The following is a 12,988-nucleotide window of genomic DNA, read 5'->3' as shown; positions in this document are numbered from 1 at the left end:
AATCATGAGTGAAATGATTGATACGCCGGTAGACGGCACCCTCGACGCCACCGGCCTCAACTGCCCGGAACCAGTCATGATGCTGCACCAGCACATCCGTGACCTGGCGCCCGGCGGCCTGCTCAAGGTGATCGCGACCGATCCCTCGACCCGTCGCGATATTCCCAAGTTCTGCGTGTTTCTCGACCACGAGCTGGTCGCGCAGCACGAAGAGGCAGGCACCTACCTCTACTGGATCCGCAAGAAACTTGCTTAACCCGCCGAATGACTGATGCGGATCCGCTTGCGTGCACTGCGCGTCAGGCGGATCGACAGCATCAGCGCCGCGCAGCTCAGACCCACGATCAAACCCTGCCACAGCCCGCTCGGGCCGCTTGGCGTGCCGAACCAGTCGGTCAGGCCCAAGGCGTATCCCACCGGCAAACCGATGCCCCAATAGGCGAACAGGGTCAGGATCATCGTCACCCGAGTGTCCTGATAGCCGCGCAGTGCGCCGGCCGCGGTGACCTGGATCGCGTCGGAAAACTGGAACAGCGCCGAATACACAATCAACATCGCCGCCACGCGTATGACCGTCGGGTCAGCGGTGTAGATCGTTGCGATGTGCTCGCGCAGCAATAGCATCATGCTCGCCGAAATACAGGCATAAGCCAGCGCCGTGCCCATGCCGACACCCGCAGCGAAGCGGGCTTCACGCGGCTCCTGACGACCGAGTGCCTGGCCGACGCGCACGGTTACGGCCATGCCAAGGGAGTAAGGAATCATGAACACCAGCGAGCTGAAGTTCAGTGCGATCTGATGTCCGGCCACCACGGTGGCGCCGAGGCTGCCGATCAGCAGGGCGATCACGGCGAAGATGCTCGACTCGGCGAACACCGCGATGCCGATCGGCAGGCCGATACCGAGCAGGCGTTTGATCACCGACCATTGCGGCCAGTCGAAACGGCTGAACAACTGACTCGACTGGTAGGCCGGTGCCCAGCGCTCCCAGCCGGCCATGCCCAGCGCCATCACCCACATCACGATCGCCGTAGCCCAGCCGCAACCGACGCCGCCCATGGCCGGCACACCGAAATGGCCATAAATGAAGATGTAGTTCAGCGGAATGTTCAGCGCCAACCCGCACAGGCCGAGGACCATCGCCGGACGCGTTCGGCCCAGGCCATCACTGAAACAACGCAACACATGATAGAGGGCGACGGCGGGCAGACCACTGGCGATGCCGTGCAGGTACTGCATGCACGGGCCGATCAGCTCGGGATCAACCTTCATCAAGTGCAGAATCGGCTCGGCGCTGAACAGCATGCCGGTCGCCATCAAACCCACCACCAACGCCAGCCACAGTGCCTGACGCACAATCGGGCCGATCTCGCTGTGGGTGCCGGCACCGAAGCGCTGGGCGACTTTCGGGGTCGTGGCCAGCAAGGTGCCGGTCATCAACAGGAACACCGGCACCCAGATCGAGTTGCCGAGCGCCACGGCCGCCAGGTCGTGCGGGCCGACCCGACCCGCCATCACCGCATCGACGAAGCCCATGGCGGTGGTCGCCAGTTGCGCGATCATGATCGGCAGCGCCAGGCCGAGCAGGTTTTTCAGCTCCAGGCGAACCCGGGCCGGGCGGGTGAGGGAAGTAGCGGCGGGGCGGTCAGTCACGGAATTCAAGGGCGAAACGTCCAAAGAGTTTGAGGCACGAGGCGGCGCATTCTACGCCTTGACGCAGTGGTCAGGAAAAGTGCTGTGTTAGCTATTTGTAATCGGTTTTCGAACGTAGCGACATTCCCTGTGGAGCACAACTTTGTAGCCGCTGGCGAAGCCTGCATTCGGCTGCGTAGCAGTCGCGAGGCCTGAGCATGCGGTTTTCCTGAATCACCGCAGCGTCTGATTCCACGACTGCTTCGCAGCCGAACGCAGGCTCGCCAGCTGCTACAGAGGGCGCGCAATGCCCGCTGGCCCACTACAGTCATCTCCGCCTACACTGCCAACCCGCCAAAGGAGCCTGCCATGCTGATTGTTGCCGACGAAAATATCCCGCTGCTCGATGCCTTCTTCGAAGGTTTCGGCGAAATCCGCCGGGTGCCGGGACGTTCCATCGACCGCGCCACCGTCGAGCAGGCCGATGTGCTGCTGGTGCGTTCGGTGACCAACGTCAATCGAGCGTTGCTCGAAGGCAGCAAGGTGCGCTTTGTCGGCACCTGCACCATCGGCACGGATCACCTGGATCTGGATTACTTCCAGCAGGCCGGCATCACCTGGTCCAGCGCACCCGGGTGCAACGCCCGGGGCGTGGTCGACTATGTGCTCGGCAGTCTGCTGACCCTGGCCGAAATCGAAGGCGCTGACCTGACTCAGCGCACTTACGGCGTCGTCGGTGCCGGCGAAGTGGGCGGCCGATTGGTCAAGGTCTTGAAAGGTCTGGGCTGGAACGTGCGGGTGTGTGATCCGCCACGGCAAGCGGCAGAAGGTGGCGATTACGTCAGCCTCGAGCAGATCATCGAGCAGTGCGATGTCATCAGTCTGCACACCCCTTTGAAGAAACACGGCTCACAGTCGACCTGGCATCTGTTCGATAAAAATCGCCTGAACCAACTCAAGCCTGGCACCTGGCTGATCAACGCCAGTCGCGGCCCGGTGGTGGACAACGCCGCCCTGCGCCAGGTGTTGTTGCAGCGCGAAGACTTGCAAGCGGTGCTCGACGTTTGGGAGGGCGAGCCTGAAGTCGATGTGCCGTTGGCGGAACTCTGCGTGCTGGCGACGCCGCACATCGCCGGTTATAGCCTCGATGGCAAACAACGGGGGACAGCACAGATCTATCAGGCGTTTTGCGAATTCATCGGGCAACCGGCCCAGGTCAGCTTGAGCGATCTGCTGCCGGCGCCGTGGTTGTCGCACGTGACCCTTCACGCTGACAGCGATCCGGCCTGGGCACTGGCGATGTTGTGCCGCGGCGTGTACGACCCGCGCCGGGACGATGCGGATTTCCGTCGCAGCCTTGTAGGCAACGTGAGTGAGCAGCGTGCGGCGTTTGATGCGTTGCGCAAGCATTATCCTTCGCGCAGGGAGATTGATGGGTTGCAAGTGCGGATTGAGGGGGATTCGCCGGAGTTGCTGAAGATTGTGGCGGCATTGGGTGCGGCGGCTGTCTAGAGATCGAGCTGGCCCTTTCGCGGGCAAGCCTCGCTCCTACAGGATTTGGGCGTTCGCTAAATAGGCGGACGACGCAAAACATGTGGGAGCGTGGCTTGTCCGCGAATGGCCGCACCGCAATTCCCGGATAAGCACCCATAAAAAACCCGGCCATCAGGGCCGGGTCAAGAAGACGGTGGCTATATCACTTTTGTTCGGCAGGCTCGACCAACAACTTTTCCAGTTCGCAGCAAGCGTCCTGGATCATGCCTTCAGTGATCGGTACTTCGCGCCCTTCCTTATCAATAATTGAGCAACCCAGAGACTGGTTTGGCTGCGTGCGGATCACTTCAATCTTGTCTTCGCTGCTGTTTTGCAAGGACATGGCCTGTCTCCTCATCAGGTTGTGTGCCTACTTTAAAACCGCCAGGTGACCGGGCTGTGACAACTCCCTGCGATCTTTCCAAGGCGGCAACATCAGTCCACCAGAAATACCGCGGTGTTGCCACCCGGACTTTAGACCAATAGCGTCTAGGCGCTAGTCGTTGTGGTCATAATTAACCTGACTCATTGTGATTTACAGAGTTCCACCCCACTTAAGCGGTATAGGCTGGCCCCATCAATTGCGTACTGGATAACCCGATGCTCTCTGCCCGTCACCGCCGCGCGATTCGCCTGACCAGCCGTTTTCTTGCCCCTTATCGCTGGCCGGCCCTTGGCGCCTTGCTCGCGCTGATCATCACCGCCGGCATCACCTTGTCGATGGGGCAGGGCATTCGCTTGCTGGTGGATCAGGGTTTCATGACTCAGTCGGCGCATTTGCTCAACCAGACCATCGGCCTGTTCATGGTGCTGGTGGTCGGGCTGGCGATTGGCACCTTTGCGCGCTTTTATTTGGTGTCGTGGATTGGCGAACGTGTGGTCGCGGACATCCGCAAGCAAGTATTCAACCACCTGGTTTATCTGCATCCGGGTTTCTATGAAGACAATCGCAGCTCCGAGATCCAGTCACGACTGACTGCCGACACCACGTTGCTGCAATCAGTGATCGGCTCTTCGTTGTCGCTGTTCCTGCGCAATTTGCTGATGGTGATCGGCGGGATCGTCTTGCTGTTTATCACCAACCCCAAACTCACCAGCATCGTGGTCGTGGCGTTGCCGCTGGTGATCGCGCCGATCCTGATTTTCGGCCGTCGAGTACGCAGCCTGTCGCGCCTGAGTCAGGACCGGATTGCCGACATTGGCAGCTACGTCTCCGAGACCCTCGGCCAGATCAAAACCGTGCAGGCCTACAACCATCAGGTCCAGGACGAGCAACGCTTCGCCGTGACCGTGGAGGAGGCGTTCAACACGGCGCGCAAACGCATTTTCCAACGGGCCTGGCTGATTACGCTGGTGATCGTGCTGGTGCTCGGTGCGGTGGGCGTGATGTTGTGGGTTGGCGGCATGGACGTAATCGCCGGACGGATCTCGGCAGGTGAGCTGGCGGCCTTCGTCTTCTACAGCCTGATCGTCGGCAGCGCCTTCGGCACGTTGAGCGAAGTGATCGGCGAGTTGCAGCGCGCGGCGGGCGCCGCCGAGCGGATTGCCGAATTGCTGCGCTCGGAAAACATCATCCAGCCGCCCACCTCAGGTTTGGTCACCTTGCCTGATCGGGTGGAAGGCAATCTGATATTGCACGATGTGCGCTTTTCCTACCCGTCGCGGCCGGAAAGCTATGCCGTCGATGGCTTGAATCTGGCCATCAAAGCGGGCGAAACCCTCGCTTTGGTCGGGCCGTCCGGTGCCGGTAAATCCACCGTGTATGACCTGCTGCTGCGTTTTTACGATCCCGCCTCCGGACAGATCCTGCTGGATGGCGTGCCACTGACCCAACTAGATCCTCTCGACCTGCGTCGCTGCTTTGCTTTGGTTTCGCAAAACCCGGCACTATTCTTCGGCAGCATCGAAGAGAACATCCGCTACGGCAACCCGACGGCGACCCTGGCCCAGGTCCAGGAAGCGGCGAAAATCGCCTACGCCCACGACTTCATTGAGCAAATGCCCAACGGCTACCAGACCCATCTGGGCGATGGCGGCCTCGGGTTGTCCGGCGGCCAGCGCCAACGCCTGGCCATCGCACGGGCGCTGTTGGTGGACGCGCCGATCCTGTTGCTGGACGAAGCCACCAGCGCCCTCGACGCCCAAAGCGAACACCTGATCCAGCAAGCCCTGCCGAGCCTGATGAAAAACCGCACCACCCTGGTCATCGCTCACCGCTTGGCCACGGTAAAAAATGCCGACCGGATCGCGGTGATGGACCAAGGAAAACTGGTGGCGGTAGGGACGCATCAGGAGTTGATTGCAAGTAACGCGCTGTATGCGCGGTTGGCGGCGTTGCAGTTTAGTGATGGGCACGAAGCGGCATGAATGAGAGCTGCTGAATGCGATCGGGTTCGGGCATTATGTCGACCTCAGTTGCGAGCCTGGATGAGGATATGAGCCGTTATCAACCACCGTTGACCCTGACCACCCGAATGCTGGCGTTGATCGCCGGGGTCAGCGAACAAATCGGTCAGCTAACGGCTGTGGAAGAACGCCTGCAGACACCTCAACTGCGTCGTAGCAATCGAATTCGCACGATTCAGGCTTCCTTGGCGATCGAGAACAACACGCTTAGTATCGAGCAGGTGACCGCCGTTCTGGCTGGGCGACGAGTACTTGGCCTGCCACGAGAAATCCAGGAAGTGCGTAACGCTTTTGCGGCGTATGAAGCCATGCCTGAGTGGCGGTCGAGCAACCGGGCCGATCTGCTACGGGGCCCAAAGCGAACCTGCGACCGACCAAGTAACCGACCAAGTAACGAAACTGCTCATTGCTCTGCGTGGAGGCGCTCCACTCAAGGTTAACGAGCTGATGACTGAGGTCGGGCTAGCTCACAAGGCGACCTTTCGGGCTAACTATCTCAAGCCTGCATTGGCTGTCGGCTTGATTGAAATGACTGACCCTGATTCCCCCCGCAGTCCAGTTCAAAGGTATCGCCTGACCGAGCTTGGCGAACGAACGGCTGCGCGGTACTGATCAACGTTTGAACATCATAAAAAATGCCCGCATTTTTCAATGCGGGCATTTTTTTAGAGCGTCAAACCAATTTCACTGATCATCAAAGTACCGCTCATGCCAATCCACCAGCGGCTGTGGCGAGTTGAGTTTCTGGCCGTAGATCACCGAGTACGACAACACGTTCTGCACATACTGACGGGTTTCGTCGAACGGAATGCTTTCCACCCACACGTCGAAGCTCAGGTGATCCGCACCGCGCAGCCACTGGCGAACACGGCCGGGGCCGGCGTTGTAGGCGGCGGAAGCGAGTACGCGGTTTCCGTTGAACTGACTGTGGACCTGGCTCAGGTAAGCGGCGCCGAGCTGAATGTTTTTGTCCGGATCGAACACTTGCTGCGGTGAGGCCAGCGGGATGCTGAACTTGCGCGCGGTTTCCTTGGCAGTGCCGGGCATCAGTTGCATCAGGCCGCTGGCGCCGACGCCGGAGCGGGCGTCGGCCATGAAGGCACTTTCCTGACGGGTGATCGCGAACACCCAGCTCGAATGCAGGCCACGCACCTTGGCTTCGCGCACCAGGGTTTCGCGGTGGGCCATCGGGAAGCGGATATCCAGGTCGTCCCAGTACTTCGCCTGACTGATGGTGCGGATCGCCGGGAAATACCATTTCAGATCGTAGGCCAGTTTCGCCTGGGCGACCATTTCGTCACGGCTGAAATGCCGGCTGACGTGGTACCACTCGCGGCGACCGTCGACGATCTGCCCGCGGGCGTGGAACTCAAGGGCGCGACGCACACCTGGCGTGTTGCGCACCTTGTTGATCAGCGCCTGGCTCAGGACCAGCGGTTTGTTGACCAGCGAATAAGGGGATTGCGAACGATCGGCCGCAAGGAAACCGTAGAAATCCCGCTCGCGGGCGAGGTTCTTGTAGAGCGTCTGCGCTTCCGGGTTTTGCGGCTGCGCCAGTTCCAGGCTGCGGGCCTGCCAGTAGCGCCAGCGGTTGGTGGTCGCCAGGTCCTGCGGCAAGCGGCGAGTCAGCTCATAGGCATCGTCCCAGCGGGCCAGCCGTAACAGCAAACGCAAACGCCATTCGGACACGGTGTTGTCGCGCAGTTCCGGGTCGTACCGGGTCATCATGTCCAGCGCGCGAGGGTCGAAACGTTTGGCGAGGGTCAACCCGATTTCGCGGGCGATGGCCACTTTTTCATCGCGGGAAAAGTGCATGCTGCTGGCATAGCCGTCGAGCAGGTCCATGGCCTTGTCGGGGTCCTGGCGGGCCAGGCGGCGCAGGCCGAGGCTGACCACGTCGGACATCGGTTCGTCGGCCGGAGTAAAGCGCGATGGCTGGTTCAGCAATTCAGGTTTTTGCGCCACATCCACCAGCAAACGACCGCGAGGGGCGAGGGTGCTCAGGCCGTTGACCAGGCTGTTGGCCAGCGGATAGTTGCGCGCCTGGGCGGCGAGCTTGACGCGCTCCCAGCGTTTTTGCTCGGTCAGTTGACCTTCGGCGGCCCATTGTCCGAACAGCGCGTCGCAGGCGGCGGGTTGGGATTTGCCGGTCAGCCAGAGTTTATTGGCGTTGGCGTAGCCTTCGGTTTTCTGGTTATGACCGATCTGGTACTGCGCGTTCAGGCAGTCCAGTTCGGTGAAATTCAGCTTGGGGTCGTAGTACTTGACGAAGGTCGCCCAGTCGCCGCGCTCCGCCAGCCAGCGCAACCAGCGCAACTTCATCCAGTTGGCCTGGGGCAGGTCACCGTGTTCGGCGAGGAATTTTTCGATCTCTGCATTGCTGGCGGATTTCAGTCGCGCAGTCAGCTCGTCGTAGGCCAAGTACGGCTCCAGCGGATAATCGCTGAGGGCCTGGCTATAACGAAAGTAAGGGCCGGTATCGCCCTTGGCCAGGGCTCGCTTGGCCTCATCGTAATATTGACGCTGGGTGGACAGGTCCACCGCCTGGGCGGTTTGAACGGCAGTGGCAGAAAGAAGCAAACAAGATAAAAGACTGAAAAGGCGACTGCGCATGAGACGTCCGGGCAGAGAAATCACGACAAGTGCAGGCTTAACCTGCACTGAATTGTCTGTAGCTTAGCCTTTTGCCAGCAACGGGCGAAAGCTTTGCCGCCCTCTCTGCACAAGTTCGCAACAATTGTCATGCAGAGTGCTTCGACATTGAAATTGCCGGCCTTCTGAAGCCTCAAGTCAGGTAGAATGCGCGCCCGGTTTTTGGAGAAGCTCATGACCCTGCTCAAATTCAGCGATGTGTCCCTTGCTTTCGGCGCTATGCCGTTGTTGGACAAGGTGTCCTGGCAGATCGCCCGTGGTGAGCGGGTGTGCATCATCGGCCGCAACGGCACTGGCAAGTCCAGCATGATGAAGCTCGTCAAGGGCGACCAGAAGCCCGACGAAGGCTCCGTTTGGCGTGCACCCGGCCTCAAGATTGGCGAATTGCCGCAAGAATTGCCGGTAGCCGACGAGCGGACCGTGTTCGACGTCGTGGCTGAAGGCCTGGACGGTGTCGGCGAGCTGCTCGCGCAGTATCACCACCTGAGCCAGAACATCGTCACCGACGCCGACCTGGACAAGCTGATGCATGTCCAGCATGACCTCGAAGCCCGCGATGGCTGGCGTTTGCAGCAACTGGTCGACAGCACCTTGAGCCGTCTGCAGTTGCCGGCCGACAAGACCCTCGCCGAATTGTCCGGCGGCTGGCGCCGTCGCGTCCTGCTGGCCCAGGCCCTGGTTTCCGAACCGGATCTGCTGCTGCTCGACGAACCGACCAACCACCTGGACATCGGTGCAATCGCCTGGCTCGAAGAAGCACTGAAGGATTTCCAGGGCGCCGTGCTGTTTATCACGCACGACCGTTCCTTCCTGCAAAACCTCGCGACGCGCATTCTGGAGCTGGACCGTGGTGGTCTGATCGACTGGAACGGCGACTACGCCAGCTTCCTGGTGCACAAGGAAGCCTCCCTGGCCGCTGAAGAAACCGCCAACGCGCTGTTCGACAAGAAACTGGCCCAGGAAGAAGTCTGGATCCGCCAGGGCATCAAGGCCCGTCGCACCCGTAACGAAGGCCGTGTACGCGCATTGAAAGCCCTGCGCGTCGAGCGCAGCGAACGTCGCGAGCGCACCGGCAAGGCCAACATTCAGTTGGACACCGCTGACAAATCCGGCAAGCAGGTGATGGTCCTCGAGAACGTGAGCTTCGCTCACCCGGGTGGCCCGTTCCTGATCAAGGATTTCTCGATGGTCCTGACGCGCGGCGACCGTATCGGCCTGCTGGGTGCCAACGGTACCGGCAAGACCACCCTGTTGAAGCTAATGCTCAGCGGTCTGCAACCGACCAGCGGTACAGTGGAAGAGGGGACGCGCATCGACGTGGCGTACTTCGACCAATTGCGCCATCAACTGGACCTGGAAAAGACCGTGATCGACAACGTGGCCGAAGGTCGCGACTTCATCGATATCGATGGTCAGAGCCGTCACGTGCTGAGCTACCTCGGCGACTTCCTGTTCAGTCCGCAGCGTGCCCGCACGCCGGTCAAGGCGCTGTCGGGTGGTGAGCGTGCGCGTCTGTTGCTGGCGAAACTGTTCAGCAAACCGGCGAACCTGCTGGTCCTCGACGAACCGACCAACGACCTCGACGTCGAAACGCTCGAGCTGCTGGAAGAGGTCTTGCTGACCTTCAACGGTACCGTGCTGATGGTCAGCCACGACCGGGCATTCCTCGACAACGTGGTCACCAGCACTCTGGTCTTCGAAGGTGAAGGCAAGGTGCGCGAATACGTCGGTGGTTACCAGGACTGGCTGCGTCAGGGCGGTTCGCCGCGCCTGCTGGGCGTGACCGAGAGCAAGTCCGGCAAGGCCGATCTGACCTCTGCGGTCGTGACGGCGGAAGCGGCACCGGTTGCTGCGACAGTCGAAGCGCCGGTGGCGAAGAAGAAGCTCAGCTACAAGTTGCAGCGTGAGCTGGAAATGTTGCCGGCCCAGATCGAAGCCATGGAACAGCAGATCGCTGCCGTCGAGGCCCAGATGGCCGATGCCGGTTTCTATCAGCGTCCTGCGGCCGAGACCGCTGCCGTGATCGCTCAGCTTGAGCAGTTGCAGGCTGAACTCGACGTGATGGTCGAGCGTTGGGCCGAGCTGGATGCCTGATTGATCCTGTAATAAAAAAGCCCGGCGTTCAGTGATGAGCGCCGGGCTTTTCATATGGAATGCGATCTACGGGTCGACAAAGATTACTGTGGGAGCGAGCTTGCTCGCGATGGCGGTCTGTCAGCCAACACTGATATCGACTGATAGGGCCTCATCGCGAGCAAGCTCGCTCCCACAGGGGCGCAGTGTTTCAGCTTTTGATCAGGCGCACCGCGAGCACATCGCATGGCGCACCGTGCAGTACATCATTGGCCGTCGAGCCCAGCAGCAATGCCAGGCCGTGTCGGCCATGGCTGCCCACCACGATCAGGTCGCAGGTTTGTTCCTTGGCCAGGTGGTGGATCTCCTGGCGTGGCTGGCCGTAGGTCAGGTGGCTGTATTCTTTGGAGAGCTCCGGATACTTCACGATCAGTCGGTCCAGGCGTTCCTTGGCCTGATCGAACTGCTGCTGTTGCAGTTGTGACAGGTCCATGGGGACATCGCCGCCGAAGGCCATCGCCATCGGTTCGACGATATGGACCAGGGATAATTTCGCGCCATTGCTCACTGAAAGCTCGCGAGCACGGTGGATTACAGGGTCGCACTCTTCGGTTAGATCTACAGCGACCAGAATGTGGTTGTAGGGCATGAGGTGCTCCTCCTGAGGATTGCAATATTGGTAAGTATGGCTGGTTTCAAGCGCAATGGTTTCAAAGTGACTCAAAGCGCCCATCAAGAATCGGGAGTACAGATATGACGGTCTGGATAGTGGTGTCAATCCTGCTGGTGGTACTGAGTCCGCTGGCATGGTTGCGACCGTCCCGTGGACAGAGCGGACGCATGGCCCTGCGCATGGAGGCGCGGCGTATCGGCCTGGCCATGCAGCTTGCGCCCCAGGAGTGGCCGCACTGGCTGAGCCAGGAGCCGCCGAGCCCTTGCGCTCAGTATCATCGGCCGCGTCGTGGCAATCAGCCGGCGTGCTGGAGTTACTGGCAAAAGTCGCCGGGTGTGTGGGTGAACCAGTGGCAGGAGGTTTGCGAAGATCGTGCGCTGCTCAATCATTTCGAAAAATTGCCAGCCAACGTCTACAAGGTTGAAGCTGACAAACAGATGATCACTCTGTATTGGGGCGAGAAGGGCGAAGCGACGGTGTTGCAGGACATCGATGGGGTGCTGAAAGCGCTGGCATGACTCACGGACATTTCGCGCTGCAATGGTGCGAAACCTCCGACAGACAGGCAATAAAAAGCCCGACATCATCATCGGGCCGGGGTTGGCCAGGCAGGCCGGTAATTCTTTGTGCCGCTGATCTTACGCCGGGCGTTCACCAAAAGTGTTCAATATTTTTTCCTCAGGTTCCCGCCAGCGTAGCCTTTTAAACAAAGGCTGCAGCGAATTAGGGCGACTTTTCTAACTATTGATCCTATGAATGGCTTCACATGCAGATGCGTGTTGAAGATCTTCGCAGTACGGAAGTGACCGCAAAGTCGCGTTTCAACCAGCATTTTGGGCGATTGACAATTGTCGGAAATTCCGTGAAGGTGGCGTACCCAAATCAAACGGGCGTATGAATTGAGCGTTTGTATTTCAGACCGCTCCTACAGAATCCCGACTATCGCGTTGGCGGGTGTGCCGGGTGGATTGGCGTTAGCATCGACGATAAGCGTCCTGCCGAGCCATTCGCCTGCGTCCGACGTGTACTGTTCAGCTTCCATATCGTGGAGATCAGTTGATGATTTACGAAGGTAAAGCCATCACGGTTAAGGCTCTTGAAAGTGGCATCGTCGAATTGAAATTCGACCTCAAGGGTGAGTCCGACAACAAGTTCAACCGTCTAACCCTGAACGAACTGCGTCAGGCCGTAGACACCATCAAGGCAGATGCTTCGATCAAGGGTGTGATCGTCAGCAGTGGCAAGGACGTCTTCATCGTCGGCGCCGACATCACCGAATTTGTCGAGAACTTCAAGCTGCCTGATGCAGAGCTTGTTGCTGGCAACCTGGAAGCCAACAAGATTTTCAGCGATTTCGAAGACCTCAACGTCCCGACTGTCGCCGCGATCAACGGCATCGCTCTGGGTGGCGGTCTGGAAATGTGCCTGGCGGCGGACTACCGCGTCATGTCCACCAAGGCCAAGATCGGTCTGCCGGAAGTCAAACTGGGCATCTACCCGGGCTTCGGCGGTACCGTGCGTCTGCCGCGCCTGATCGGTGCCGACAACGCCATCGAGTGGATTGCCGCCGGCAAGGAAAACCGTCCTGAAGACGCGCTGAAAGTCGGCGCCGTCGATGCAGTGGTTGCCCCTGAGAAATTGCAGGAAGCGGCCCTGGAGCTGATCAAGCGCGCCATCTCCGGCGAGTTTGACTACAAGGCCAAGCGTCAGCCGAAGCTGGAAAAGCTGAAACTGAACGCCATCGAACAAATGATGGCTTTCGAAACCGCCAAAGGTTTCGTGGCTGGTCAAGCCGGTCCGAACTACCCGGCACCGGTCGAAGCGATCAAGACCATCCAGAAAGCCGCGAACTTCGGTCGTGACAAGGCGCTGGAAATCGAAGCCGCCGGTTTCGTCAAACTGGCCAAGACCTCTGCCGCGCAGAGCTTGATCGGTCTGTTCCTGAACGTTCTTTTACTGAAGTAAAAGGCAAAGGCCTAATACGAATTCTCCTTTGATTTGATGGTTTGCGGTTTATTT

Annotated in this window: 9 protein-coding genes and 2 pseudogenes; 7 read left to right on the top strand and 4 right to left on the bottom strand. The window is 59.7% G+C overall.

All coding sequences use genetic code 11. The features are described 5' to 3' along the window. Positions 1 to 4: 4 nt before the first annotated feature. Positions 5 to 256 carry a sulfurtransferase TusA gene (tusA, locus tag ACIQV9_RS09905; RefSeq protein ID WP_095052036.1) on the top strand — a complete coding sequence of 84 codons (252 nt, stop codon included), beginning with the start codon at positions 5 to 7 and terminating at the stop codon, positions 254 to 256. Here tusA and ACIQV9_RS09900 read toward each other — a convergent pair. Continuing rightward, positions 253 to 1,662 carry an MATE family efflux transporter gene (locus tag ACIQV9_RS09900; protein ID WP_403100585.1) on the bottom strand — a complete coding sequence of 470 codons (1,410 nt, stop codon included), beginning with the start codon at positions 1,660 to 1,662 and terminating at the stop codon, positions 253 to 255. The genes tusA and ACIQV9_RS09900 overlap by 4 nt on opposite strands. Before the next feature lie 339 nt (positions 1,663 to 2,001). Here ACIQV9_RS09900 and pdxB point away from each other — a divergent pair, with 339 nt between their 5' ends. Continuing rightward, positions 2,002 to 3,144: a 4-phosphoerythronate dehydrogenase PdxB gene (gene pdxB / locus ACIQV9_RS09895; protein WP_403100582.1), complete on the top strand. Its 1,143-nt coding sequence runs from the start codon at positions 2,002 to 2,004 to the stop codon at positions 3,142 to 3,144. A gap of 184 nt (positions 3,145 to 3,328) precedes the next feature. On the opposite strand, the gene ACIQV9_RS09890 is transcribed toward pdxB, so the two are convergent. Continuing rightward, entirely contained in the window at positions 3,329 to 3,508 is a 180-nt protein-coding gene (locus ACIQV9_RS09890; protein ID WP_403100580.1) for a PA1571 family protein, read from the bottom strand. A 257-nt stretch (positions 3,509 to 3,765) separates the two neighbouring features. On the opposite strand from ACIQV9_RS09890, the gene ACIQV9_RS09885 reads away from it, so the two are divergent. Then, on the top strand, positions 3,766 to 5,532 hold the full coding sequence (locus ACIQV9_RS09885) for an ABC transporter transmembrane domain-containing protein (protein WP_403100578.1): 1,767 nt from the start codon (positions 3,766 to 3,768) through the stop codon (positions 5,530 to 5,532). A gap of 68 nt (positions 5,533 to 5,600) precedes the next feature. Beyond that, positions 5,601 to 6,183: pseudogene (locus tag ACIQV9_RS09880) on the top strand (Fic family protein). A gap of 72 nt (positions 6,184 to 6,255) precedes the next feature. Here the strand turns inward: ACIQV9_RS09880 and ACIQV9_RS09875 are convergent. After that, positions 6,256 to 8,184: a transglycosylase SLT domain-containing protein gene (locus ACIQV9_RS09875; protein WP_403100575.1), complete on the bottom strand. Its 1,929-nt coding sequence runs from the start codon at positions 8,182 to 8,184 to the stop codon at positions 6,256 to 6,258. A 213-nt stretch (positions 8,185 to 8,397) separates the two neighbouring features. Here ACIQV9_RS09875 and ACIQV9_RS09870 point away from each other — a divergent pair, with 213 nt between their 5' ends. Continuing rightward, positions 8,398 to 10,317, top strand: a complete 1,920-nt coding sequence (locus ACIQV9_RS09870; RefSeq protein ID WP_403100571.1) for an ATP-binding cassette domain-containing protein — start codon at positions 8,398 to 8,400, stop codon at positions 10,315 to 10,317. A 190-nt stretch (positions 10,318 to 10,507) separates the two neighbouring features. Here the strand turns inward: ACIQV9_RS09870 and ACIQV9_RS09865 are convergent, their stop codons facing one another. Further along, positions 10,508 to 10,945, bottom strand: a complete 438-nt coding sequence (locus ACIQV9_RS09865) for a universal stress protein (protein ID WP_008151425.1) — start codon at positions 10,943 to 10,945, stop codon at positions 10,508 to 10,510. Between the two features lie 104 nt (positions 10,946 to 11,049). Between ACIQV9_RS09865 and ACIQV9_RS09860 the strand changes: the two genes are divergently transcribed. Beyond that, positions 11,050 to 11,487, top strand: coding sequence for a hypothetical protein (locus ACIQV9_RS09860; protein ID WP_403100568.1), 438 nt, complete (start codon positions 11,050 to 11,052; stop codon positions 11,485 to 11,487). Between the two features lie 541 nt (positions 11,488 to 12,028). After that, positions 12,029 to 12,938 (top strand): annotated as a pseudogene (locus ACIQV9_RS09855) (enoyl-CoA hydratase-related protein); the annotation flags it as partial. Positions 12,939 to 12,988: the final 50 nt, after the last annotated feature.

Origin of the sequence: Pseudomonas sp. NPDC099000, assembly GCF_044759925.1 — a bacterium.
In the GTDB taxonomy this organism is placed as follows: domain Bacteria; phylum Pseudomonadota; class Gammaproteobacteria; order Pseudomonadales; family Pseudomonadaceae; genus Aquipseudomonas.
This window is presented reverse-complemented; position numbering and strand designations above follow the sequence as displayed.

Coding starts and splice junctions, on each gene's coding strand:
- tusA (WP_095052036.1), top strand. CDS start 5: ATGAGTGAAATGATTGATACGCCGGTAGACGGCACCCTCGACGCCACC.
- pdxB (WP_403100582.1), top strand. CDS start 2,002: ATGCTGATTGTTGCCGACGAAAATATCCCGCTGCTCGATGCCTTCTTC.
- ACIQV9_RS09890 (WP_403100580.1), bottom strand. CDS start 3,508: ATGTCCTTGCAAAACAGCAGCGAAGACAAGATTGAAGTGATCCGCACG.
- ACIQV9_RS09885 (WP_403100578.1), top strand. CDS start 3,766: ATGCTCTCTGCCCGTCACCGCCGCGCGATTCGCCTGACCAGCCGTTTT.
- ACIQV9_RS09875 (WP_403100575.1), bottom strand. CDS start 8,184: ATGCGCAGTCGCCTTTTCAGTCTTTTATCTTGTTTGCTTCTTTCTGCC.
- ACIQV9_RS09870 (WP_403100571.1), top strand. CDS start 8,398: ATGACCCTGCTCAAATTCAGCGATGTGTCCCTTGCTTTCGGCGCTATG.
- ACIQV9_RS09865 (WP_008151425.1), bottom strand. CDS start 10,945: ATGCCCTACAACCACATTCTGGTCGCTGTAGATCTAACCGAAGAGTGC.
- ACIQV9_RS09860 (WP_403100568.1), top strand. CDS start 11,050: ATGACGGTCTGGATAGTGGTGTCAATCCTGCTGGTGGTACTGAGTCCG.